Source organism: Pleomorphomonas diazotrophica (assembly GCF_002844595.1).
In the GTDB taxonomy this organism is placed as follows: domain Bacteria; phylum Pseudomonadota; class Alphaproteobacteria; order Rhizobiales; family Pleomorphomonadaceae; genus Pleomorphomonas; species Pleomorphomonas diazotrophica.
In genome coordinates, this window is record NZ_PJNW01000016.1 from 126,909 (window position 1) to 151,205 (window position 24,297).

Sequence of the window (24,297 nt, forward strand, 5' to 3'; positions counted from 1 at the left end):
AACCCCAGAGGCCAGCGACGAATCGCCGACCGGTCCTTATTCCCACACTTGCGGCGGCGCGAAAAGATCGGCTCAGGCAGCCGGCGGCCCGGCCGTCGCTTCGCCGACCGGAATGGCCGTGGCGCCCGGCACCCGATCGGGCACGCGTAGCGGGGCGTCGGGCACGGCGGCAACCGGCGCCACCTTGGCCACCGCCTTCTTTGCCTTCTCCATCAGCTTGCGCACCTCATCGGCGCTCATCGGCGATCCGAACAGGTAGCCTTCGAGATAGTCGGCACCGAGGTTGGCGACCTCATCGAGATCGATGGCGCGATCGACACCCTCCACCACCAGCTCCAGCTCAAGATCGTGCGCCAGCGAAGCGATGGTTTTGAGGAGCGCCTGCCGGTGACGGCCGGAACTCCGCAAGACGTTCTGGTCGACCTTGAGCGTGCCGGGCGGCAGCCGCTGCAAATAGCTCAACGAGGAGAAGCCCATGCCGAACTCGTCAACGGCAAAGCCGGCGCCGAGCTCCTTCAGCTTCATCAGCATCTGCAACGAGAACTCCGGGCTCTCCATCAAGAGGCTCTCGGAGAACTCGAGGTGCAGCACGTCGCGCGGCAGGCCGGTGCGCGACAGGATGGCCTTGACGTCGTTCAGGAGCTCGTGCCGGAGCACCTGCCGGTTGGACAGGTTCACCGACATGGTCAGCGTGTCACCGAAGGGCAGATGGTCGCGCCAGTCGGCGAGCTGCCGGGCCGCCCGGTCGAGCAGGAACATGCCGAGTTGCATCACCAGGCCGGAGCGTACGGCGATCGGCATGAACTCGGCCGGCGGGATCGACCCTTTGCGCGGGTGGTTCCAGCGCAGTATCGCCTCGAAGCCGGCCACCGACCGGTCACCGGCCCGGATGACCGGCTGGTAGAGCACCGTGAGCTCGCCCTTTTCGATGGCGCCACGCAGGTCCTGCTCCAGCGAGGTGAGATCGGCCGACATGATGCGCAGCGCCGGCCGGAAAGTCTCGATACGGTCGCCGCCGAGCTTCTTGGCGAAGGCGAGCGCGATCTCGGCATCCTGCACCAGCGTCCGTGCCTCCTTGTCGTCGGTATCGGGCACGGCGATGCCGATCGAGGCGGTGAGGAACACTTCCTTTTCGCCAACGACGATCGGCGCACGCACCGCCCGCTTGACGGTGTCGGCGAAGGCGGCGAGCCGGTCCGAAGCCTGTTCGGACACCAGCACGATGCCGAAGCGGTCGCCTTCGAGGCGCGACAGCGTGTCGAGCGGCTTGATGAGGCGGCCGAGCCGGCGGGCCAGCGTCAGCAGAATGGTGTCGCCCACCGACAGGCCGAGCGTCTCATTCACCTGCCGGAAGCGGTCGAGATCGACGAGGAACACTGCCGGCCGGCGCTGGTTGTCCACCTTGGCGCGGGCAAGGTCGGAGGCGAGACGATCGAGATAAAGCTCGCGGTTCGGCAGCGAGGTGAGGTTGTCGTGGATGGCGTCGGACAGCAGCCGTTCCTGGGCCAGTTTCATGTCGGTGATGTCGAGCAGCGTGCCGACGCAGCGGATGACCTCGCCGTCCGACCCGAGGATGGGACGGGCTCGCAGGCGGAACCACTGATAATGGCCATCCTGGGCGCGCATTCGGAAGGTCTGGCTGAGGCGGCCCTTGCGCGTTTCGACCACGGCGTCGAGCGTTGCCTTGAACCGCTCCCGGTCCTGCGGATGCAGGTAGTCGAGCCAGTCGCGTGCCGGCCCTTCGAGGCGGCCGCGCTTGAGACCGAGGCTTTCCTCGGCCTCGGCCGAAGTGACGATCTGGTCCGCGAGCACGTCCCAGTCCCAGATCATGTCGCCGGATCCGGTGAGCGCCAGCGCCTTGCGCTCGCTGTCGTCCACCTGCCCTTGCGTGATGGCGCCGCCGGCAAAGGCATGCTGCATGACCGTGAAGCCAAGCAGCAGGACGACCAGCACCAGACCGCCGGCCAGCGCCGGCTGGGCGAGATCGCTGACGAGGCGGCCGGAGACGGCAAGGCCCGTGCCGGCCAGCCAGGCCAGGAACACCAGCCAGGTCGGCACCAGCATGATCGCCCGGTCGTAGCCGCGCAGCGCCAGCGCCACGATCAGCACGAAGCCGACGCCGCCGAGGGCGGCCAGCGCCATGCGCGCGATGCCGGCGGTGATCGAGGGATCATAGAGGGCGAGTGCGAACAGGCCGGTCAGCGCCAGAAGCGTGATCAGCATCACGTGGCTGTAGCGCACGTGCCAGCGGTTGAGATTGAGATAGGCGTAGAGGAAGATCACCATCGTCACGGCGATCATCACCTCCGAGCCGGCGCGGTAGAGCTGGTCGGTTCCCGAGCCGACGGCAAACACCTTGTTCCAGAAGCCGAAGTCGATGCAGAGATAGGCGAGTACCGCCCAGGCCAGCGCCGCCGTGGCCGGAAACATCATCGATCCCTTGACCACGAACAGAATGGTCAGGAACAGCGCCAGAAGGCCGGAGATGCCGAGCACGATGCCGCGGTAGAGCGTATAGGCGTTGACGCTGTCCTTGTAGGCATTGGGCTCCCAGAGGCCGATCTGCGGCAGATCGCGCGTCCGGAGTTCGACGACGAAAGTCACTACCGTGCCGGGATCGAGCGTCACCAGGAAGACGTCGGAATCCTGGCTGGTCTGCCGCTCGGGAGCGAAGCCGGAACTCGGCGTGATCGCAGCGATGCGCGAGGCGCCGAGGTCGGGCCACATGACGCGCGAGCCGACCAGATGGAAATGCGGCGCGACGATCAATCGGTCGAGCTGCAGATCCGACTGGTTGGATAGAGAGAACACCACCCAGGACGGATTGGAATCGATGCCCTTGGCGCGCACCTCGATGCGCCTTACGACACCGTCTGGACCGGGCGCCGTCGAAACCTGGATCGAGTTGCCGGCGTCACGTCGGTACTCGACGGCGTGGGTGAGATCGAGGGCCTTGACGTCGGGTTCGACCAGGATGGGCTCGGCGGCCAGCGCGACATGCGGGGCGAGGCCGGCGGCGAACACCAGCAGGAACAAGGCGACGACGGCGCGGACGAAGGCCAAGGACACTCTCCAGCTCGACTGGCGAACATTCGGTTTCGTGGACCGCGCCGGACACGCGGCAGCTTTGTCAGGGTGCGGGGAAGCTGCGACAGCGCCCGCCGGAAATCCTTTGCGCGGCTTCCTCAGAAAGCGCGTCCGGAGAGATATAGCCGAGGACGACGGCCATGCAAACCGCCCGTTCGGCGGCCCGTCAGGCGGCACCGTCGTCATCAACCATCCGCGACAGCAACACGTGATCCTGCCAGCGTCCGTCGATCAGGAGATAGCGCCGTGCATAGCCTTCGCGAACGAATCCGGCTTTTTCGAGAAGGCCGAGGGAGCGGTCGTTGCCGGGGATGCAGGCAGCTTCGACCCGATGGAGCCGAAGGTCGCCGAAGGCGAACTCCAGGACGAGGTTTACCGCCCGGCGCATGTAGCCATGGCCGGCGTGGCGCACGCTCATCCAGTAGCCGAGGCTGCAACTCTGCGCGACACCACGGCGGATGTTGGACAGCGTGACGCCACCGAGCAGGGCGTCGTCCTCGCGGCGGAAGATCAGGAAGGCAAAGCCGGTCTGTTCGGCCGCCTCGCGCTGGACACGGCGGACGCGGCGCTTAAAGGCGGCGCGCGTCAGGTCGTCGGCCGACCATGTCGGCTCCCAGGGCCTCAGAAAAGCGCGACTCTCGGAGCGCTCCCGCACCCAGGCGACATAGTCGGACACCGCCGGCAGGCGCAGGGAGACGGCGTCGTCCGCCAGCACCGGAAGAGTTCCGGAGGCCACGACGCCGAAAAACGTCATGCTGCGCTCGCCTTGGCCGAAATCACACTGCCGGCGATGGAGCCGACCGAGGGAACCTTGCTGATCGGGCCGATGGCGGCGAGCGTCGGGTTGGGCGCGACGGCGATCTTTTCAAGGAACTCGCAGACCTTCTGCGGCGTCACCGCGTTGATGCGGGTAACCAGTTCGTCGAGCGGCAGCGTACGGCCATGGAACATGATGTGGCGGGCGATCTGGCCCGCCCGGGCCACCGGGCTTTCGAGCGCCATCAGCAAGCCGGCGCGAAGCTGCGACTGGGCGCGCTTCACTTCCGTTTCGGTGACGGCCGTAGAGGCCCGGGCGATTTCGTTCATGGTCTCCTCGACCACCGCGCCGGCGTCGCGTTCACCGGTCGCCGCCGATATGCCGAAGATGCCAGCGTCCTCGAAGCCCCAGTGGAAGGCGTAGATGGAGTAGCAGAGACCGCGCTTCTCGCGAATTTCCTGGAAGAGGCGCGACGACATGCCGCCGCCCAGGATCGACGAGGCGATCTGGGCGGTGATGTAGTCGTCATCGCCGTAGGCGATGCCCGGGAAGCCAAGCACCACCTGCGCCTCCATCAGGTCGCGCTCCTCGCGCGCCTCGCCACCGACATAGAGCGCCCGTTCGGGGACGATCGACTCCGCCTCGCCGAAATGCTGGAATTTGCGGCGCGCCATGCGCACGAGTTCGCGATGTTGCAGCTTGCCGGCGGCGGCGATCACCGTGCGACCGCCCGTATAGTGGCGATTGAGATAGCCACGAAGGGCATCGTCGGAGAAGCTTTTCACCGTTTCGATCGAGCCAAGGATCGGCCGACCGATTGCCTGCCCCGGAAAGGCGGCCTGCTGGAACATGTCGAAGACGAAATCTTCCGGCGCGTCGAGGGCGGCGCCGATCTCCTGGCCGATGACGTGTTTCTCGCGATCGAGTTCGTCGGGGTCGAAGAGGGAGTTCTGCAGAATGTCGGAGAGGATGTCGAGGGCGAGCGGCACGTCGCCGGCCAAGACGCGGGCGTAGTAGCTGGTGCTTTCAATCGAGGTGGCGGCGTTCACTTCGCCGCCGACATTCTCGATTTCCTCGGCTATGTCCTTGGCAGATCGCTTCTTGGTGCCTTTGAAGGCCATGTGCTCGAGAAGATGGGAGATACCGTTCTCGTCCGCCGCCTCCGATCGTGATCCGGCCGCCACCCAGACGCCCAGCGCCGCCGATGCCAGATGCGGCATGGAATGGGTGACGACGGTGATGCCGTTTTCCAACTTGGTTACTTCGACGGCCATCCGACCAATTCCTCCCTAGAAGGTCAGCTTTTGTAGCAAACTCTGCATGGAACGACGCGCCACTCAACACAAAGTTTCACAAGCCCCTTCACTTTTGCCGGCGTAACCCCTCCCACCGGGCAGTACGCTTATGCCAGAACCCGTGCCCGCTGACGAACAAAGCCTTCGACGGTGGCAAGATCATTGGCAAGCACCGTCATGCGCTCCGGCCGCTGCATCAGGTCGCCAAGGAACACCGGCAACGGCGGCCGCTCGCCGCAGGCCGCTTGCACGGCATCGGGGAACTTCGCCGGATGAGCGGTGGCGAGCGTCACCATCGGCACGGCGCCGCCGGTGAAGGCCTCGGCCACCACCACGCCGTTGCCGCCATGGGTGTCGATCAGGTAGCCGGCCTCGCTGCGCAGGCGCCGGATGAGCGCTGCCGTGGCCTCGACCGATGCCCGGCCGGCGCCGAACTCGCCACGGATGCCGGCATAGGCCGCCTCGGGCAGCGTGAAGGCACCTGACTGCGACAGGGTCTGCATCAGGCGCGTCACGACGCCCGCGTCGCGGCCGCAAGCCTCGAAGACAAGACGCTCGAAGTTGGAGGACACTTCAATGTCCATCGACGGAGACGTGGACGGCACCACGCCGGTCACCTCGTAGCGGCCGGTCTCCAGCGTGCGGGCGAGAATGTCGTTGACGTTGGTGGCGATCACCAGCTTCTCGATGGGCAGCCCCATCTTCTTGGCGACGTAGCCGGCGAAAATGTCGCCGAAGTTGCCGGTCGGAACGGTGAAGGACACCTTGCGGGCCGGCGCGCCCAGTGCCACGGCGGCGACGAAATAGTAGACCACCTGCGCGGCGATGCGGCCCCAGTTGATGGAGTTGACGCCGGAGAGGCAGAGCTCGTCGCGGAAGGCGAAGTGGTTGAACATGCCCTTCACGAGGCTCTGGGCATCGTCGAAGGTGCCCTCAAGGGCGATGCAGTGGACGTTGCCATCGGCCACCGTCGTCATCTGCCGGCGCTGCACGTCCGAGACGCGGTCGTTCGGGAACAGGATGAAGATGTCGGTGTTGTCGCGGCCTCGGAACGCCTCGATCGCCGCCCCGCCGGTGTCGCCGGAGGTGGCGCCGACGATGGTGGCCCGGACGCCGCGCTGGCCAAGCACATGGTCCATCAGGCGGGCGAGCAACTGCATCGCCACGTCCTTGAAGGCCAGCGTCGGCCCGTGGAACAGCTCGAGGAGGAAGTGGCCGGGGGCGATCTGGACGAGCGGCGTCACCGCCGGGTGGCGGAAGGTGCCGGTGTAGGCGGCGTCGATCATCTCGCGCAGGTCGGCGTCCGCGATATCGCCATCGACGAAGCGGGAAATCACCTCGAAGGCGACATCGGCATAGGAGCGGCCGGCGAAGGAGGCGATGGTCGCCCTGTCGAGCGTCGGCCAGGTTTCCGGCACGTAAAGGCCGCCGTCGCGGGCGAGACCGGCGAGAACGACGTCGGAGAAGCCGAGGACGGGGGCGTTGCCACGGGTGCTCACATATCTCACGGAATTCTTCCCTGTCCTTGCGCGGCGGCTGACCGGCTCGCCTCTCTTCCCCAAGATGCTCTAGCGGCGGCGCGACAGCGCCGCAAGCGCGGTGAGCCCTGTGAAAGACCGTTTTTTGACTGCCGGTCTCGCCAAAGCGTCGTGAAGACGCCATATCGGTCCGGCATGTCCACCCCATGACCGAGATCGCTGCCATGGCCGATGCCGCCCCACCGCAAACCATTCCTCATCTCGGGCTGGCGCTCGGCGGCGGCGGCGCACGGGGCCTTGCCCATGTCCATGTGCTCGCCGCCCTCGACGACCTCGGCATCCGCCCGTCGGCTATCGTCGGCTGTTCGATCGGCGCCTTGATCGGCGCGGCGGCGGCGGCCGGCCTGTCGGGCGCCGAGATCGAAGACGAGATTCTCGCCGCCCTGGGGCGGCCGGCCGATGTCTGGGGCAAGATCTGGAAACTCAGGCCCCGTAGCCTCGCCGACATTGCCGGCGGTCTGCCGCTGTTCGATCCCGAGGCTGTGATCGCCGAGTTTATGCCCGACCGCATTCCCGACGATTTCGCCGATCTCCCCATCCCCTTTTCGGCCGTCGCCGCCGATTATTACGGCGCGGCCGAAGTCGAGATCGCTGCCGGCTCGCTCAGGCGTGCCGTCGCCGCGTCGATCGCCCTGCCCGCGCTGTTTCGGCCGGTGGACATCGGCGGCCTGACGTTGATCGACGGCGGCGTGGTCAATCCGCTGCCCTTCGACAAGCTGCCCGAGGACATCGGGCTGATCGTCGCCGTCGACGTCGTGGGCATGCCGGTGCGAACCCAGAAAGGCCGACCCGGCGTCCGCGAGGCGCTGTTCGGCTCCAGCCAGATCCTGATGCAGTCGCTGATTTCGGAAAAGCTCAAGTCGCGGCAGCCGGACGTGCTGATCCGTCCTCCGATCCACGGCATCGCCGTGCTCGATTTCACCAAGGCGAGGGATATCCTCGCCGCGACCACCGGCGTCCGCGAGGAGGTGAAGGCGGCAGTCGGGCGCCGCCTCGACGCCGCCCGCGTTGCTATGCCAACTCGCGAAGATGCTGACGCATCCGCTCATTGATGTCATTGCCGATTTCTCATTCGCGTCAGAGGCATGAGAAATCGGCAAGCGGAATACCAAGCCGCATTTTCAATGCATCTTGGTATTATCGCCTGCCGGCGAAGAAGTCCCTGAGAAGCGCGCCAGCCTCACTTTCGCCGATGCCGGAATAGACCTCGGGCGCATGATGGCAACCGGGAGACGCGAAGAAGCGGACGTTGTGCTCCACCGCGCCGCCCTTCTCGTCGGCCGCGCCATAGTAGAGGCGCCGCAGGCGGGCGAAGGATATGGCACCGGCGCACATGGCGCAGGGTTCAAGACTGACATAGAGGTCGCAGCCGACGAGCCGTTCGGAGCCGAACTCGGCTGCCGCCGCCCGGATCGCCAGCATTTCGGCATGGGCGGTCGGGTCTCTGAGTTCCAGGGTTCGGTTGCCGGCGGCGGCAAGCACGGCGCCGTCCCGGACGATCACGGCGCCAACCGGCACCTCGCCGCGAGCGGCGGCGGAGCGTGCTTCCTCGAGAGCGAGATCCATGAAGCCGGACATGCTGATCCTCGGTTTGATGGAAGGGATATAGCCCGACACGCGCCTTGCGAACATAGTTCGAGTTCGAGCGCTCCCCGAGGCCAACAGACCGGCTGCACGTCGCCTCCATTTCCTGCTAAGAGCGTCGGCATGATCAAGACTCCCTCCCCCGCCGCCAAGGCGAAGAAATCTCCGGCCAAGGCCCCGGCCAAGACCGACGACGGCGCCGACCGCATCGCCAAGGTGATCGCCCGCGCCGGCCTGTGCTCGCGCCGCGAGGCCGAAGCCTGGATCGCCGACGGCCGCGTCAAGCTCAACGGCCGCGTGCTCGATACCCCTGCCATCACCGTCAAGGCCGGCGACAAGGTCGAGGTGGACGGCCAGCCCTTGCCCGAGCGAGACCGCACCCGTCTCTGGCTGTTCCACAAGCCACGCGGCACCGTCACCACCACCTACGACCCCGAAGGGCGGCCGACGGTGTTCTCGATTCTGCCGGAGGACCTGCCGCGCGTCATGACCATCGGCCGCCTCGACATCAACACCGAGGGGCTGCTGCTGCTCACCAACGACGGCGGCCTCGCCCGCGTGCTGGAGCTGCCGGCCACCGGCTGGCTGCGCCGTTACCGCGTGCGCGCTCACGGCGACATCGACCAGCCGCGGCTCGACGCGCTGAAGGATGGCATCGCCATCGACGGCATTCTCTACGGCTCGGTGGAGGCGACGCTCGACCGGCGCCAGGGCGACAACGTCTGGCTGACCATTGGCCTGCGCGAAGGCAAGAACCGCGAGGTGAAGACCATCCTCGCCCATCTCGGGCTCGACGTGAACCGGCTGATCCGCGTCTCCTTCGGTCCGTTCCAGCTCGGCGAGCTGCCCGACGGCGCCGTGGAAGAGGTGCCGCGCCGCGTGCTGCGCGCCCAGCTCGGCGACCGGCTGGCCGGCGAAGCGGGAGCCGACTTCGAGCTGCGCGAGGACGACCGTGCGCCGATCCAGACCGTGATCGCCAAGGGCGGAAAGGGTGCGCCCGGTCCGAAGGAAAAAGTACCGGCACGTCCCAAGGGCGTATCGGCGGCGGCGAGCCGCAAGCGTCACGAGGCCGATCTCGACGGCCTGCCGCCGCGCCACCCGGGCGCGAAAGGCAGCAAGAGCGGATCGGCAAAGCCGCCGGTCCGCGTGGCCAAGGCGGAAAAGCCCCAGCGTGCCACGCTGACGCTCAAGACCGGTACCGCCGACGAGCGCCGAGCCGGCCGCCTGAGCCGCCGCGCCGAGACCGAGGACGCACCGCGCGCCTACAAGTCGGGCAAGAGCTTCGACGTCGACCGCAAGCCGCGCGCCCATGGCGACGAGCCGGCCCGCGTGCGCGGCGATCGGCCGCAGCGGGGCATCACGCCGAAGGGCAGCCGCATCCAGGACGGCAGTCCGATGAAGGCTCCTGGCGGTAAGGGCGGTCGATCGAAGGACGGTGGCGGTCGGACCGGCTCCGGCAAGCCGAGGGGACGCGATGCGGATCGTCGCCGGTAAGCATCGCGGCACGGCGCTGGCCACCCCGGCGGCCGGCAGCCTCGCCATTCGCCCCACCTCCGACCGGCTGCGCGAGAGCCTGTTCAACATTCTCGAGCACGCCTACGAGGGGGTGTTCGAGGGCGCGCGCGTGATGGACGTCTTTGCCGGTACAGGCGCCCTCGGCTTCGAGGCGATGAGCCGCGGTGCCAAGACCTGCCTGTTCGTCGAGGAGGCGGCGGAAGCGCGCGGTCTCATCCGCCGCAATCAGGAAGCGCTCGGCCTGATGGGGACGACGCGCATCTTTCGTCGCGATGCCACCAGCATGGGGTCGATCGGTCCGGCCGAGCCCTACACGCTTGCCTTTCTCGATCCGCCCTACGGCAAGGGCCTCGCCGAAAAAGCACTCGCCTCGCTGCTGGCGGGCGGATGGCTCGCCAGCGGCGCCCTCGTCGTCATCGAAGAGACGGCCAAGGCCGAGGTGGCGCTGCCGGACGGCCTCGAACGGCTCGACCAGCGCACCTATGGCGAAACGCAGGTGATCTTCGCCCGTCGTAGCTGAGCAAACGCTCAGTCAGGGCCAATGAGAAGGTCCCTCATCTCTCCCGGATGCTCGGCGCGGCGCGAAAAGTGTAGCCGTGTCACGCCCCCGTCCAGGAGATCCGCGCCATCGGGATCGACTGCCACCAACCGAGCTCCCGCACTGCTGAAGTTCTTCAAAAACGCCGCTTCGGCCTTGGCGAAAGCCTCGGCCACAGTCGGCTGCACCAGAAAATCGGTGGCGTCGAGGCGCGCGATCCGGCCGAAGCCGGCGACAAGATGAATACCCTCCACCATCATGCGATGAATGGAGAAGTCAGCGAAGTCGGCGTAGCCCTCGGCTTCGGGATGGCGGGCGAGGAAGCGCCAGAAGAGACGATCGTGATCGTCTTCATCGCGGGTGACGCGCCTCAAGCGACCGATGATGGTAGCGCGGGCACCGGTCAACGGATCCTCGTCGTCATCGGCCGGCGCCTGCATCAGCAACGAAGCCCGCTCGTCGCGTTCGAGGTGGCGCGTATGGGCGGCAAGGCTCGAGAGAAGAAGAAGCGGCGACCCGTCGAAATCGGTTGCCACCGTCACGAAGGTGACGAACGGTCCGCCATCGGGCGTAAGCGTGCCGAGCGAGGCGGTCGCCGCCGACCGCACGATCCGGCGTGTCATATCTCGAGCATCGAAGCGGCTGTCGTCCATCCGAGATCTCCCTTCAGCTCCCCGGCAGCCTTTCTGGTTACAATCGAAGCGGAGCGAACTTTTCGGAAAGATAGCCGGGGCGTCATCGCTTTCGATCGGAAATCACTCCTCTCGCGCCGAAAGAGGGTGAAAAAGCGAGTGAATTCTTGATCTTTCTACATTGTCGCCCAGATTCTGCTCAACTCTGCTACAAAGGTCCGGCTGTCGAAACCGACCGAATATGACATGAAGAGCTGAGGCTCGGAACTGACGGGGACCTGGGGCATGCCGACCATCGCGCTCGTGGACGATGACAGAAACATCCTGACGTCCGTCTCGATCGCCCTCGAATCGGAGGGCTATCGGGTGGAGACCTATACCGACGGCGCCTCCGCCCTCGACGGCCTCAGCAAGGTACAGCCCGACCTTGCCATTCTCGACATCAAGATGCCGCGCATGGACGGAATGGAGCTGCTCCGCCGCCTGCGGCAGAAGACCGACATGCCCGTCATCTTCCTGACTTCCAAGGATGATGAGATCGACGAGTTGTTCGGCCTCAAGATGGGCGCCGACGATTTCATCCACAAGCCGTTCTCGCAGCGCCTCCTGGTCGAGCGCGTCAAGGCGGTGCTGCGCCGCGTCGCCCCGCGCGACACCTCGGCCGCGCCGAAGCCGTCCGACGCCAACCGTAACATCGAACGCGGCAACCTCGTCATGGACCAGGAGCGGCACACCTGCACCTGGAAGGGCCAGAACGTGGTGCTGACCGTCACCGAGTTCCTGATCCTGTTCGCCCTCGCCCAGCGCCCCGGCGTGGTGAAGAGCCGCAACGCGCTGATGGACGCCGCCTATGATGATCAGGTCTATGTCGACGACCGCACCATCGACAGCCACATCAAGCGGTTGCGCAAGAAGTTCAAGGCCATCGACGACGATTTCGAGATGATCGAGACTCTCTACGGTGTCGGCTACCGCTTCAAGGAGACGTGAGGCGGGCGCTAGCGGAGCGAGTTTGACATTTGAAGCCAAGGCTAGCATCTGGCGGAGACAAATGTCGGAGTCACTGCACTAGCAGGATATGTGGTCGATGAGGGGAAGCCAGGAAGCCGATCGGGCCGACGGCGGGCGCATCCAGACGATGCGCCGGCTGGTGCCGGTTATCACCCGCCGCATCAAGCGCTTCGCGGCGACTTCGATCGGCACCTCGCTCAGCCGTCGCATTCTGGTTCTCAACCTCGCTGCGCTGGTGGCGCTGGTTTCCGGCATTCTCTACCTCAACCAGTTCCGCGCCGGTCTGATCGACGCACGCGTCGAAAGCCTGCTGACCCAGGGCGAGATCATGGCCGGCGCCATCGCCGCCTCGGCCTCGGCTGTGTCGAACACCATCACCATCGATCCAGAGCGTCTGTTGCAGATGCAGGCCGGCGGTGAGGTGACCGCGCCAACCGATACCGAAAGCCTCGACTTTCCCATCAATCCCGAACGGGTGGCGCCGCTCCTGCGCCGCCTGATCACGCCGACCAAGACGCGGGCACGCATCTACGACCGTGACGGCATCATGATCCTCGATTCCCGCTTTCTCTATTCGCGGGGACAGGTGCTGCGCTTCAACCTGCCGCCGGCCAAGCCGGAACCGCCGTCGCTGATCGAGCAGGCGATCAACGCCATCAACTTTCGTCTGAGGCGGATCGACCTGCCGGTCTACAGAGAACTCGGCGGCGGCAACGGGCGCGGCTACCCGGAAGTGGAGCGGGCGCTCAACGGCTCGCCCGGCACGGTGGTCCGCGTCAACGAGGCCGGCGAGATGATCGTTTCGGTCGCCGTGCCGGTGCAGCGCTTCGGCGTGGTGGTCGGCTCGCTGCTGCTATCCACCGAAGGCGGCGACATCGACGCGATCGTCGCCGCCGAGCGCTGGGGGATCTTCCGCGTCTTCCTGGTGGCGGCCGCCGTCACCACCACGCTGTCCTTCCTTTTGGCCGGCACCATCGCCCGGCCGCTCCGGCGCCTTGCCGCCGCCGCCGACCGCATCCGGCGTGGCGTCAAGCAGCGCGAGGAGATCCCCTCCTTCGACCGCGAAGACGAGATCGGCGATCTTGCCCGCGCCTTCCGCGACATGACCAACGCGCTCTACAGCCGCATGGACGCCACCGAGAGCTTCGCCGCCGACGTCGCCCATGAGCTGAAGAACCCGCTGACCTCGCTGCGTTCGGCGGTGGAAACGCTGCCGCTCGCCAAGAGCGACGCCAGCCGGGGGCGGCTCCTCGACATCATCCAGCACGACGTCCGCCGTCTCGACCGGCTGATCACCGACATCTCCGACGCCTCGCGCCTCGATGCGGAACTCGCCCGCGAAGACGCGGCGCCGCTCGACGTCGGCCGGCTCGTCGAAGGCGTCGTCTCGCTGGCCCGTGAAACCGGACGCCACCAGGAAATCGGCATCGTCCTCAAGATCGATCGTGGCGAAGGCGGCAAGCCATTGATGGTGCTCGGCCATGACAGCCGGCTCGGTCAGGTGTTCAACAACCTGATCGACAATGCCCGCTCCTTCTCGCCCGAAGGCGGGCAGGTCGAGGTGACGGTGCGTCGCGAAGACGGCACGATCGAGGTGATCGTCGACGACCACGGCCCCGGCATCCGAGCCGAAAAGCTGGAGCGGGTGTTCGAGCGCTTCTACACCGACCGTCCGGAAGGCGAGGGTTTCGGCAACAACTCCGGCCTCGGCCTGTCGATTTCCAAGCAGATCGTCGAGGCCCATCGCGGCACCATCACGGCGATCAACCGCAAGGACGATCCCGGCGATCCCGATCGCGTCACCGGCGCGCGCTTTGTCGTATGCCTGCCGGCGGATCTCGCAGCATGAGCCCGCCCACCGTGCATGCCACCGCCGTGGTCATCGGTGAGATCGGCGTGCTGATCCGTGGCGCGTCGGGCACTGGCAAATCTTCCCTCGCCTTCGCCCTTGTCGAAGCCGCTCGGCAGAGCGGCCTCCACGCCGCCTTCGTCGCCGACGATAGGGTGGCGCTTTCCCATGTGAACGGCCGGCTGATCGCCCGCTGCCCTGAGACCATTGCCGGGCTCGCCGAACGGCGCGGCCGTGGCATCGAGGGCGTGGACCACGTGCCGGCGGCGGTGATCCGGCTCATTGCCGACCTTGTCGATGCCGACGCGGTGGTCCGGCTGCCCGAAATCGGCGAGGAAAAGGCCGAACTCGAGGGAGTGATGGTGCCCCGGCAGGCGATTCCGGCTCGGCAGACAAGTGTTTCATTGCCCCTGCTTCGCGCCGCGCTCATGGAAATGAACAAGATTTAACGATTGCCGCCACAATTCCGACCCAAGATAGTCTTTTCCCCTAAAGCCCCTTCCGAGCCGGGTTTTTCGGGCCGGTCGCGGGCGTCTTTTGTTGAGTTGGTATCCCTCGTACGGCATTTCCGAAGCGCGCCGAACCGGCCGCCGGTCCGATTCCCTCTTGCAAGAAGTCCCGCTCTGGTGAAGATGTGGCCCGTTCCAGCTTGGAGCGAAACCAACATGGCGTGCCGCATGATCTTCGCAATCTATAGGGATCGGACCCCAGCATGATCGGGTTGGTTCTGGTGACACATGGTCGCCTGGCAGACGAATTCCGGTCGGCACTCGAGCATGTGGTCGGTCCTCAGGCCGATTTCGAGACGATCTGCATCGGCCCCGAAGACGACATGGAACAGCGGCGGAGCGACATCATCGCCTCTGTCGGGCGCGTCAACTCCGGCAAGGGCGTCATCCTGCTCACCGACATGTTCGGCGGCACCCCCTCCAATCTCGCCATTTCCGTCATGGATATCGGCGATGTCGAGGTGATCGCCGGAGTCAATCTGCCGATGCTGGTCAAGCTCGCGACGGTGCGCAAGGAGCGGCCGTTGGCCGAGACCGTCACCGAGGCCCGCGACGCCGGCCGCAAATACATCTCCGTCGCAAGCCAGGTACTCGCCGGATCATGACAGACGACCCAGCCGATGGCGCCATTGTCCGCGAGCTGAAAATCCTCAACAAGAAAGGCCTGCACGCCCGGGCCTCGGCGAAGTTCGTCCAGTGTGTCGACCGTTTCGAGTGCGAGGTCTATGTGCTGAAGGACGGACAAAGCGTATCGGGCACGTCGATCATGGGCCTGATGATGCTGGCCGCCGGCATAGGATCGTTCATCGAGGTGCGAGCCGCCGGCGCCGACGCCGAGGCTGCCATCGAAGCGATCGCCGCGCTGGTCAACGACCGCTTCGGCGAGGGCGAATAGACCCGATGGCTGCGCCTCTTCGGGTTGTGCCGGCAACACCGGAGCTGCTGGCGCCCCTTCCCGGCTGGTTCCCAACGCCGGAAGCGCTGGCCCAATGGGGCGGCAGCGCACTGCGCTTCCCGCTCGATGCGGCCCAGATCGACGCGATGCTCTCGGAGACGGTGACCGAACCGCCGCTTCGGCTGGCCTTTGTCGGCCTCCTCGCGACCGAAACCGTCGCCCACGCCCAGATCGTGCTCGACTGGACGGATGGTATCGCCCGGCTCGCGCGCTTCGCCATCGCCCCATCGCACCGCAGCCAGGGGCTGGCGAGGCCATTTCTCGCCGACGTGTTCGCCCGGCTCGATGAGGTCGGCGATTTTCCCCGGCTGGAACTCAACGTCTACACCTTCAACACGCCGGCCATCGCACTTTATGAATCCCTCGGCTTCGTGTGCGAGGGCGTCCGCCGTTCATCGGTGAAGGTGGGCAATGCCCGCTGGGACACGGCGATCTACGCCATCATCCGCGAGAGCTGACTTAGTGCGCCGTTCGATCTGATTGAATCAGATCGGCGCTCTAAGTTCTTGTTTGTGAGGCATCATCTTATCGATCCTCGTTTCACTCCGGTCGGATGATGCCTTAGCGTCTGCCGAACAGCCGCTCGATGTCGCTGAGCTTCAGCTCGACGAAAGTCGGGCGACCGTGGTTGCACTGGCCGGAATTGGGCGTCTCTTCCATCTCGCGCAGCAGCGCGTCCATCTCCTCCACCCGGAGACGGCGGCCGGCGCGGACCGAGCCGTGACAGGCCATGGTGGCGGCGATGGCGTCGAGCTTTTCCTTGAGGCGCGTCGCCTGGTCCCACTCGGCGAGATCGTCGGCGATGTCGCGCAAGAGCGCTGCCGTATCGGTACGGCCGAGCAAGGCCGGGATCTCGCGGATGGCAATGGCACCCGGACCGAAGCTCTCGACGACAAGACCGAGCTCGGCAAGCTCATCGGCGCGCTCGACGAGGCGATCCACATCCTCTTCGGGCAGGTCGACGATCTCGGGGATCAGCAACATCTGCGTCTCGACGCCCTTGGCGATCTCCCGCTTCAGCCGCTCGTAGACGAGGCGCTCGTGGGCGGCATGCTGATCGACGATGACGAGGCCGGTCTCGGTCTGGGCGACGATGTAGGTCTCATGGATCTGGGCGCGCGGCGCACCGAGCGGTCGCGACAGGCTCTCCACGGGAACGTCGCTGAGGCCGGGGCGCGCATCGGCGGACACCGTGCCATCAACGACGGCAAACCGGGCCTGGGGCGCGCCGGCATCGAAGGGTGCTTCTTCTTCGGCGAAGCCGCGCGCCACGGGCGCCTCAGTGGCAAGCGGCCGGTCGGGGGCGGTTCGCCAGTCGAAGGCAACCGGCCGGCTTTGGTAGTCCGTTCGCCAGGTTGACGCTGACGCCGGCATCGGTCGGGAGGCGGCAACGGCGAGCACGTCGAGCGTTGCGGCGCCATGGGTCGAGGCCGCACGGTGGCCGGCGTCGGCATGGGCCCGGCGGAGCGCGCCGACCAGCAGGCCACGCACCAGACCTGGATCGCGGAAGCGGACGTCGGCCTTGGTCGGGTGGACGTTGACGTCGACCTCATGCGGGTCGAGGTCAACGAACAGCACTGCGGCCGGAAAGCGGTCGCGGGCCATGACGTCGGCGTAGCCGGCCCGGATGGCCCCGAGCAGCAGCTTGTCGCGCACCGGTCGGCCATTGACGAACAGATGCTGGCTCTGGGCGTTGGCCTTCTGCAGCGTGCCAAGACCGGCAAGGCCGGTCAGCCGCACGCCTTCGCGCAGCGCATCGATCTCGATGGAGTTCTCGGCGAAGTCGGCACCCATCACCTGCAACGCCCGCCCCCGGAAGTCGCCTGTCGCGAGCGCCGGATAGTCGAGCGGCGATCGATCGGAGCCGGACAGGGAAAAGCGGATCTCCGGATGGGCCAACGCCAGGCGCTTGACGACGTCGGTGATCGCGCCGGCCTCGGCGCGCTCGCTTTTCAGAAACTTGAGGCGGGCCGGCGTCGAGAAGAACAGGTTGCGAACCTCGATGCGGGTGCCCTGGCTAAGGCCCACCGGCACGATGTCCGAGCGGCTGCCGCCGGATACGGTGATCGCCCAGCCATTGTCCTCGCTGGCGTGGCGGGTCTCGATCCTGAGATCGGCTACCGAGCCGATCGACGGCAGCGCCTCGCCACGGAAGCCGAGGGTGCGGATATCGAGAAGATCATCCTCGATCAGCTTGGAGGTGCAGTGCCGCTCGACGGCCAGCGACAGATCGTCCGCCGTCATGCCGAGACCGTTGTCGGTGACGCGGATCAGGGTCTTGCCGCCGCCGGACGTCACGATCTCGATGCGGTCGGCGCCGGCATCGATGGCATTTTCCACCAGTTCCTTGACGACGCTCGCCGGCCGCTCCACCACCTCGCCGGCGGCGATGCGGTTGATGGTGACGGGCGAGAGCTGAATGATGACGGACATGGAAGCCGGGAATCGCTAGCATCTGGTGGCGGAAGAGCGACCATAGCCGAAGCGGCCGCATGGCGCGAGACGGAGGCCGGCCACGAAATCGTCAACGCCCCCGCCCGTCCACGGGTCTATAGTCCGCGGCGGATCACGAGGAGCGACCATGAAGGACATCGAGATTTCGGCGGCGACGTCGGTCGTCGTGCTGACCGGCGCCGGCATATCCCAGGAGTCGGGCCTCGATACCTTCCGCGACGCCGGCGGCATCTGGGCGCGCTATGACATCGACGACGTGGCAACGCCCGAAGGATTCCGCCGCAACCCGCCGCTGGTGCACGACTTCTACAACACCCAGCGCCGCGAGGCTGCCGTCGCCCTACCCAACCGGGCGCATGTCGCGCTGGCCGAGCTTGAAAAGGCCTGGCCGGGGCGGTTTCTTCTGGTGACGCAGAACATCGACGGCCTGCATGAGAAAGCCGGCTCCAAGGCGCTGGTCCACATGCACGGCACGCTCGACGGCTTCCTGTGCGAGGCTTGCGGCAGGCGCGGCTCCTGGACGGGCGAGATGTCGACCGCCTCGGCCTGCCCGCTTTGCGGCAGGAGCGGCGGACTGCGGCCCGACATCGTCTGGTTCGGCGAAATGCCCTATTTCATGCCGGAGATCTACCGGGCGCTCGGGGAGGCCGATCTTTTCCTCTCCATCGGCACCTCGGGCACCGTCTACCCGGCCGCCGATTTCGTGCGCGAGGCCCGGCTGGCGGGCGCGGTCACCGTCGAGCTGAACCTCGAAGCCTCCCGCAAGGGGCGCGGTCTTTTCGATCTGGAGATCGAGGGCAAGGCCGGCGATTGCGTGCCGGCTTTCGTCAAGGATCTTCTCGAAAGCAGGCTGTCGTTGCCTTGACCTTGTCATGTCCCGCCCTTATCGGGAAGGGCATGCAACAGATAGACATGATCGCGGGGCTTTCCTCCCTTGCAGAGGCCTATGACGGCGTCATTTGCGACGTCTGGGGCGTTCTTCACAACGGCATCTCGCCCTATCCGGCCGCTGCCGAGGCGCTCGCCCGTTTTCGCGCGCTCGGCAAGGCGGTCGTGCTGCTCACCAATGCGCCGCGTCCGGCGAAGGCGGTTGAAGACCTCCTCAGCCGGCAATATGCCATCGGCCCCGAGAGCTACGACGAGATCGTCACCTCCGGTTCGGTTGCCCGCAAGGCCTTCGAGATCGAGCCGCACCGGCGGCTGTTCCATCTCGGACCGCCGCACAATCTCGGCCTGTTCGAGGGGCTTGACGTGGAACTGGTCGGCGAGGACGAAGCCGAGTATGTCGCCCTCACCGGTCTCTTCGATGACGAGACCGAGACGGCCGACACCTACCGGCCGATGTTCCAGCGCTTCGTGGAGCGCGGCCTCAAGGTCTACTGCGCCAATCCCGACGTGGTGGTCGAGCGCGGCGATCGCCTCGTCTACTGCGCTGGCGCGCTTGCCCAGCTCTATGTCGAACTCGGCGGCGACGCCACCATCATCGGCAAGCCCTACAAGCCGGTCTACGATGCGGCGCTCGCCGCCATCGACCGGGCGCTCGGCCGGCCGGCGGACCGGCGCCGCGTGCTCGCCATCGGCGACGGGTTGCCGACCGACATCAAGGGCGCCTGGGGCCAGGGCATCGACGTGCTGATGGTAACGGCCGGCATTCACGGCCCGGACTTCGGCGACCTGCTCAACCCCGATCCGGTGCGGCTCGCCAAGCGGCTCGAGGCCGAGGGCTTCGGCATCCGGGCCGCCATTCCGCGTCTCGCCTGGTGAGATGATGCGAAAAGAGGCCCGACCGGGCCTCTTTTTCAACTTGAAAGCGTCTGTCGCCGCTCAGAAGTAGGCGTCGATGTCGTCCTGGCTGACGCCTTCGCCCTTGAACTGCGGGCCGTGCAGCATCAGCTCGCGGGCGCGCTTCTCGGCGGCCGTCTCGTCGCCGGCGGCATCGGTGATACGCATGATCTTCAGCTTTTCGACCAGGGTGGTGATGCGCTTGTCGAGGGCGTTCAAGGTGGACACGACCTTGGAAATGCGCTGCCCGGTGATGTCCTGGAAAGAGCAGGCCTGGAAGATGTCGATGACCTTCTCGCCGACCAGCGCCTGATAGGCGTCGTTGTCCGTCGCGTCGGCTGCCATGATCTCCTCCGCTGCCGACATGATGGTGTTGGTGGCCTCCTCGGTCGCCTCGACGATGGCGTCGAGTTCGCGGCCGGCGGTGGGAATATGCTCGTCGCGCATGTCGCTCAGGCGAAGGAGCGCCAGTTCTTCCTTCATGTTGGCGATCTCTCGCGCCATTTCGCCGAGTTCGGCGTAGATGGCGAGGTCCATCGTCTTGAAGAAGGACTGGAAGCTTTCGGCCATCAGCTCGGCGAGACGCATGACGTCCTCGAGCGACACATCCTCCGCCTTGCGGCCGTTGCGAAGGAAGTCGATGATCTTGGCCACGTGCTCTGAAGACATGTCAGACATCGAGGGGCCTCTTTCTGAGGTGCGCGCCGGCGTCCGCCCGACAGGGACGGCAGTACGGACGTCTGGATCTCTCGGTAGGTGCTTCGGCGACGCCGCGCCTTTCCGGGTCCGCGGTAAGCGGTGCCACCACCGCTCCGCGTTGTCCCGGCCCGTTCACGGCATCAATCGCCGAACACGGCTTCGATCTTGCTCTTCAGCGTCGGCGCGTTGAAGGGCTTGACGATGTAGTTGTTCACGCCGGCCTTCTTGGCGGCGATGACGTTCTCGGTCTTGGACTCGGCCGTCACCATGATGAACGGCGTCTTCGACAAGGACGAATCCGAACGGACCTGCTTCAGGAGCTCGTAGCCGGTCATCGGCTCCATGTTCCAGTCGGAGATCACGAGGCCGTAGCGGCGTTCCTTCATCTTGCCGAGGGCTTCGGTGCCATCGGCCGCCTCATCCACGTCCTCGAAACCGAGCTGCTTCAGGAGGTTCCTGATGATTCGGATCATGGTCTTGTAATCGTCGACCACGAGAACCGGAATCGATGTGTCAAGTGCCATCGTTTACTCCACACTGCCGCGGCGCCACCCGCGCCTCGATGACGAGCTCATATGCACGGGCGGGTGAACGTCCCTGACGGGGCCCGTGCTTGAAGGAAACCATACGACGGGGACCTGAAAAGTCGGTTAATTCCCGTGCCCCGCGCCTTTTCGGCCATGGTTGTTCAGTGAGACGCTTGATTTACTTTTCCTTTTTCCTTTGAATCGTTTTTATGGCGCTGTTCGGCGGTTTTTGGTTCGAGTTTATCGTAAATCTGCGGCCGGCTGGTTTACGCTTTGCCAACCATGCCGAAGATTCCCTTGCCAATGCGGAGTCTCTTAGGAGCCCACATGACTTGGCCATGCTGGCATTTAGCTGCTTGACCTTGCCTGGAGCAGAAGGCACGGTCACGCCGCGCCGCCGAGCCCGCCTGGTGCGGACCGCGGCTTCCCCGACGACAGCAGATTCCAGAGACCATGCCCCCGTTCCAGTCCGTCGACCGTCAGTCCGTTTCTCCATCCCTTCGGGGAGGCGCCGTCGCCATCGGCAACTTCGACGGCGTGCATCGCGGGCATCAGGCCGTGCTGGAGACGGCGCTGGCCGTAGCGCGGCAACGCGGCATTCCCGCCGTCGGCGTCACCTTCGAGCCGCATCCGCGCGACGTTTTCCGGCCCGAACATCCGGTGTTCCGCCTGACGCCGGCGCCGATCAAGGCACGGCTGGTCGAGGCGATGGAGCTCGACGGGCTGGTTTCCATCCCCTTCTCCTCGTCCTTTGCCGCGCAAAGCCCCGAGGAATTCGTGGAAAGGGTGCTGGTGGAAGAACTTGGCATCCGCCACGTGGTGGTCGGATGGAACTTCCACTTCGGACAGGGACGACATGGCACGCCGCAGAAGCTCATCGAACTCGGCGACCGCCATGGCTTCTCCGTCGACGTGATCCCGCCTTTCGAGACCGAGGACGGCTATACAGTATCCTCGAGCGCGGTGCGTGACCGCCTCGCCGAAGGCGTGCCGGCCGAGGCGGCGGGGCTGCTGGGCTGGCACTGGTTCTTCGAGGGCACCGTCGTCGACGGCGACAAGCGCGGGCGCACCATCGGCTTTCCGACCGCCAACATCCGCCTGCCCAGTCAGGTCCGGCTTTCAGAGGGCGTCTATGCCGTCTTCGCCGAGATCGATGGCGTTCGCAGGGCCGGGGTGGCGAGCTGGGGCCGGCGGCCGACCTTCGACAACGGCGCGCCGGTGTTCGAGACCTTCGTGTTCGACTTCTCCGGCGATCTCTATGGCAAGACCATCACCATCATGCCGATCGCCTATCTTCGGCCGGAGCTGAAGTTCGACGGCGTCGCCCCGTTGATCGAACAGATGAACCGGGATGCCGAGGAGGGCCGGGCGCTGCTGACCACCTTCGATGGCTTCACCGCGCTCGACCGCGCGCTCTGGCGGGATTGACGACCCCTAGTCGTTTTGACAGTAGTCACTTTACTATTTGTGATTTTAAAGGTCATTTTTAATAAATCAACGCCAACCTGTTCGCAGCTCAAGCCGTGAGTCACGAACATGCTTGGTAAAATTCGCATCGGACATCAGATTCTACTTAGTGTGATCATCGCAAGCATTGGCTTTGTGATAATCGCCACGAACCTGTTCCACATGGGCCGACAGGTGGATGCGGCGACGGCCGCGGCTCGCCTTGGGCGAGAGGTCGGTTCCGACGCGGCCGGATTTCAAGAGCTGATGCTGCAGGTACGGCGATCCGAAAAAGACTTCCTGTTGCGGTCCGACAAAACCTATGCCGATCGCAATCTTGCGCAGGTGGCCGAGGCGCGAGCTGGGCTCGCCGCTCTCAGCGGCAAAGCCAGTCCCCTTGGCGACGGCAAGATCATGACCGCCATCGATGAGATCGGCCGTCCGCTCGGTGCCTATCAAGCCGCCTTCTCCAAGTTGGCGGCGACCCGGATTGCCATGGGATTGACGCAAGATGAAGGTCTCGAAGGCGACCTTCGCAAAAAGGTGCATGACCTTGAGGGCGCATTCAACAGCTTGCAGGACAAGGACCAGACGATCCGCGTACTGATGCTGCGCCGTTATGAGAAGGACTTCATGCTGCGGCGGGACGATGCCTCCCTCGACAAGCACTCCAAGATGATGCCCGAGTTTCTGGCAGCGATCGCTGCCGCGCCGATCGATGAGACCCGAAAGGTGCAGCTCGCAGAACTCGCCAACGGCTATGGCGCCTCCTTCAAGGCTTGGTCCGCCGCGGCGCGGGAGCTGCAAGCCGACCAGAAGGCCGTTTCCGAAGCCTATGCCGCGCTCGAACCACTGGTCACGACCGTCACGAAAGTAGCCGCCGATCTTGGCCGCACACTCGAAGCCAGTGCCGAGACGACGCGGAGTACCTCCAACCGGCTCGCTTATCTGACCATCGTTCTGGCCATGCTCACGGCCACCGGTTTCGCCCTGGTTGTCTGGCGCTATGTGTCAAGCTCCCTCGCACGCATCGAGGGATGGATGGGGCGTCTGTCCGCAGGCGACTATAACGCCCGGTCGTCCGACACGGTGGCTCGCAACGAGATCGGTTCGATGGCCCGCGCCCTCGCCGATTTTGCGGGCAAGCTCGCCGAGGCGGACCAGCTCCGTCGCGAGGCGGCCGAAGCGGAGGCGCGCCGGCGGCGCGAGCGCGCCGAGGAAATGCGGGCCCTCATGGCCGCCTTCGACTCCAATGTCGGCGAGATCGTCGCGACGGTCTCGTCGGCGGCGCAGGAACTGCAGGCGGCCGCCGGCACACTGACCGACACCGCCACCAACACCTCGACGCGATCGACCGGCGTCGCCAGGGCAACCGAAGTGATCGCCGCGCAGGTGCAGGCGGTGGCCGCCGCGTCCGAAGAGCTGTCCGCCTCGATCGGCGAGATCGGCCGGGGCATCAGCCAGTCGCACGACATATCGACCCAGGCGGTGGGCGAGGCGCGCGAGGCGGCCTCCACCGTCGGCGACCTTGCCACGACCGCCGAGAAGATCGGCGAGGTGATTCAGCTCATCGACAGCATCGCCTCGCAGACCAACCTTCTCGCCCTCAACGCGACGATCGAAGCGGCGCGCGCCGGCGAGGCCGGGCGCGGTTTTGCGATCGTCGCCGCCGAGGTGAAAAACCTGGCGGGCCAGACCTCTCAGGCCACGTCGCAAATCAGCGATCAGGTCACCCGCATCCAGGTGGCAACCAGCAACACGGTGGAAGCCATCCGCCGGGTGTCGGAGATCATCGACCGGGTCAACGCGATCGGTTCCTCCATCGCCTCGGCGATCGAGGAGCAGGCCGTGACCACGCGCGAGATATCGAGCCGCATCCACGACGTCGCAGCCGAGACCGGGCGCACGTCGGCCAGCATCGGCGACGTTCTGATGGCCGCGGAGGAGACATCCGGCGCCGCGACGCAGGTGCTCGCTTCTTCCGGCGACCTGTCGCAGCAAGCGGCGAACCTGTCCCTCAGGGTGCGCCATTTCATCTCAAATCTCGCGGCCGCCTGACGGCTGACGCCGGTCGCAGACGGGTCGGGATCGGTTCGCCGGACAGAGAAATCTGCCGGCG

21 protein-coding genes and 1 pseudogene are annotated in these 24,297 nt (G+C 65.9%); 13 read left to right on the forward strand and 9 right to left on the reverse strand.

Annotated features, from left to right (window positions below):
* Positions 1 to 72 precede the first annotated feature (72 nt).
* From CXZ10_RS18300 to thrC, 4 genes are all read right to left on the reverse strand, one after another.
* The gene (locus tag CXZ10_RS18300) at positions 73 to 3,063 is read right to left on the reverse strand and encodes an EAL domain-containing protein (protein ID WP_244617203.1); all 2,991 of its coding nucleotides are present in this window, start codon (positions 3,061 to 3,063) and stop codon (positions 73 to 75) included.
* A 190-nt stretch (positions 3,064 to 3,253) separates the two neighbouring features.
* The gene (locus CXZ10_RS18305; RefSeq protein WP_101290805.1) at positions 3,254 to 3,841 is read right to left on the reverse strand and encodes a GNAT family N-acetyltransferase; all 588 of its coding nucleotides are present in this window, start codon (positions 3,839 to 3,841) and stop codon (positions 3,254 to 3,256) included.
* Positions 3,838 to 5,118 carry a M16 family metallopeptidase gene (locus CXZ10_RS18310; protein ID WP_101290806.1) on the reverse strand — a complete coding sequence of 427 codons (1,281 nt, stop codon included), beginning with the start codon at positions 5,116 to 5,118 and terminating at the stop codon, positions 3,838 to 3,840. Before CXZ10_RS18310 ends, CXZ10_RS18305 begins: the two co-directional genes overlap by 4 nt.
* Before the next feature lie 128 nt (positions 5,119 to 5,246).
* A complete protein-coding gene (gene thrC / locus CXZ10_RS18315) occupies positions 5,247 to 6,647 on the reverse strand; it encodes a threonine synthase (RefSeq protein WP_101290807.1) in 1,401 nt (466 codons plus the stop codon).
* Between the two features lie 176 nt (positions 6,648 to 6,823).
* Here thrC and CXZ10_RS18320 point away from each other — a divergent pair, with 176 nt between their 5' ends.
* Positions 6,824 to 7,729 (forward strand): patatin-like phospholipase family protein, encoded by a 906-nt coding sequence (locus CXZ10_RS18320; protein ID WP_210199965.1) that lies wholly within the window; start codon positions 6,824 to 6,826, stop codon positions 7,727 to 7,729.
* Between the two features lie 85 nt (positions 7,730 to 7,814).
* Here CXZ10_RS18320 and CXZ10_RS18325 read toward each other — a convergent pair whose 3' ends face one another.
* Positions 7,815 to 8,255, reverse strand: coding sequence for a nucleoside deaminase (locus tag CXZ10_RS18325; protein ID WP_425298938.1), 441 nt, complete (start codon positions 8,253 to 8,255; stop codon positions 7,815 to 7,817).
* Between the two features lie 129 nt (positions 8,256 to 8,384).
* Between CXZ10_RS18325 and CXZ10_RS22020 the strand changes: the two are divergent.
* Together CXZ10_RS22020 and rsmD are read left to right on the forward strand one after the other, a co-directional pair.
* Positions 8,385 to 9,197, forward strand: a pseudogene (locus tag CXZ10_RS22020) (pseudouridine synthase); the annotation flags it as partial.
* A gap of 538 nt (positions 9,198 to 9,735) precedes the next feature.
* Complete coding sequence (rsmD, locus tag CXZ10_RS18335; RefSeq protein WP_101290809.1) at positions 9,736 to 10,296, forward strand: 16S rRNA (guanine(966)-N(2))-methyltransferase RsmD; 561 nt, start codon at positions 9,736 to 9,738, stop codon at positions 10,294 to 10,296.
* An 8-nt stretch (positions 10,297 to 10,304) separates the two neighbouring features.
* Here the strand turns inward: rsmD and CXZ10_RS18340 are convergent, their stop codons facing one another.
* Positions 10,305 to 10,967 carry a HugZ family pyridoxamine 5'-phosphate oxidase gene (locus CXZ10_RS18340; protein ID WP_101290810.1) on the reverse strand — a complete coding sequence of 221 codons (663 nt, stop codon included), beginning with the start codon at positions 10,965 to 10,967 and terminating at the stop codon, positions 10,305 to 10,307.
* Between the two features lie 264 nt (positions 10,968 to 11,231).
* Between CXZ10_RS18340 and CXZ10_RS18345 the strand changes: the two genes are divergently transcribed.
* The 6 genes from CXZ10_RS18345 (at position 11,232) to CXZ10_RS18370 (ending at position 15,728) form a co-directional block, all read left to right on the forward strand.
* Positions 11,232 to 11,936, forward strand: coding sequence for a response regulator transcription factor (locus CXZ10_RS18345; protein WP_101290811.1), 705 nt, complete (start codon positions 11,232 to 11,234; stop codon positions 11,934 to 11,936).
* A gap of 97 nt (positions 11,937 to 12,033) precedes the next feature.
* Positions 12,034 to 13,806 carry a sensor histidine kinase gene (locus CXZ10_RS18350; RefSeq protein ID WP_425298939.1) on the forward strand — a complete coding sequence of 591 codons (1,773 nt, stop codon included), beginning with the start codon at positions 12,034 to 12,036 and terminating at the stop codon, positions 13,804 to 13,806.
* Entirely contained in the window at positions 13,803 to 14,255 is a 453-nt protein-coding gene (locus CXZ10_RS18355) for an HPr kinase/phosphorylase (RefSeq protein ID WP_101290812.1), read from the forward strand. The genes CXZ10_RS18350 and CXZ10_RS18355 overlap by 4 nt, the downstream gene beginning before the upstream one ends.
* Before the next feature lie 263 nt (positions 14,256 to 14,518).
* Positions 14,519 to 14,920, forward strand: a complete 402-nt coding sequence (locus tag CXZ10_RS18360; protein WP_026790909.1) for a PTS sugar transporter subunit IIA — start codon at positions 14,519 to 14,521, stop codon at positions 14,918 to 14,920.
* The gene (locus CXZ10_RS18365) at positions 14,917 to 15,210 is read left to right on the forward strand and encodes an HPr family phosphocarrier protein (RefSeq protein WP_101290813.1); all 294 of its coding nucleotides are present in this window, start codon (positions 14,917 to 14,919) and stop codon (positions 15,208 to 15,210) included. The genes CXZ10_RS18360 and CXZ10_RS18365 overlap by 4 nt, the downstream gene beginning before the upstream one ends.
* Before the next feature lie 5 nt (positions 15,211 to 15,215).
* Complete coding sequence (locus CXZ10_RS18370) at positions 15,216 to 15,728, forward strand: GNAT family N-acetyltransferase (RefSeq protein ID WP_101290814.1); 513 nt, start codon at positions 15,216 to 15,218, stop codon at positions 15,726 to 15,728.
* Positions 15,729 to 15,831: 103 nt separating this feature from the next.
* Here CXZ10_RS18370 and mutL read toward each other — a convergent pair whose 3' ends face one another.
* Complete coding sequence (mutL, locus tag CXZ10_RS18375) at positions 15,832 to 17,703, reverse strand: DNA mismatch repair endonuclease MutL (RefSeq protein ID WP_101290815.1); 1,872 nt, start codon at positions 17,701 to 17,703, stop codon at positions 15,832 to 15,834.
* A gap of 148 nt (positions 17,704 to 17,851) precedes the next feature.
* Between mutL and CXZ10_RS18380 the strand changes: the two genes are divergently transcribed.
* Complete coding sequence (locus tag CXZ10_RS18380) at positions 17,852 to 18,589, forward strand: NAD-dependent deacylase (RefSeq protein WP_101290816.1); 738 nt, start codon at positions 17,852 to 17,854, stop codon at positions 18,587 to 18,589.
* 32 nt (positions 18,590 to 18,621) lie between these two features.
* Positions 18,622 to 19,488 (forward strand): TIGR01459 family HAD-type hydrolase, encoded by an 867-nt coding sequence (locus CXZ10_RS18385; RefSeq protein ID WP_101290817.1) that lies wholly within the window; start codon positions 18,622 to 18,624, stop codon positions 19,486 to 19,488.
* A 60-nt stretch (positions 19,489 to 19,548) separates the two neighbouring features.
* On the opposite strand, the gene CXZ10_RS18390 is transcribed toward CXZ10_RS18385, so the two are convergent.
* Positions 19,549 to 20,184: a protein phosphatase CheZ gene (locus CXZ10_RS18390; protein ID WP_210199966.1), complete on the reverse strand. Its 636-nt coding sequence runs from the start codon at positions 20,182 to 20,184 to the stop codon at positions 19,549 to 19,551.
* 161 nt (positions 20,185 to 20,345) lie between these two features.
* Positions 20,346 to 20,729, reverse strand: coding sequence for a response regulator (locus CXZ10_RS18395; RefSeq protein WP_026782148.1), 384 nt, complete (start codon positions 20,727 to 20,729; stop codon positions 20,346 to 20,348).
* A gap of 456 nt (positions 20,730 to 21,185) precedes the next feature.
* Here CXZ10_RS18395 and CXZ10_RS18400 point away from each other — a divergent pair, with 456 nt between their 5' ends.
* Together CXZ10_RS18400 and CXZ10_RS18405 are read left to right on the forward strand one after the other, a co-directional pair.
* Positions 21,186 to 22,160: a bifunctional riboflavin kinase/FAD synthetase gene (locus CXZ10_RS18400; RefSeq protein WP_101290818.1), complete on the forward strand. Its 975-nt coding sequence runs from the start codon at positions 21,186 to 21,188 to the stop codon at positions 22,158 to 22,160.
* 174 nt (positions 22,161 to 22,334) lie between these two features.
* A complete protein-coding gene (locus CXZ10_RS18405) occupies positions 22,335 to 24,236 on the forward strand; it encodes a methyl-accepting chemotaxis protein (RefSeq protein ID WP_180336072.1) in 1,902 nt (633 codons plus the stop codon).
* The last annotated feature ends 61 nt before the right edge of the window (positions 24,237 to 24,297 follow it).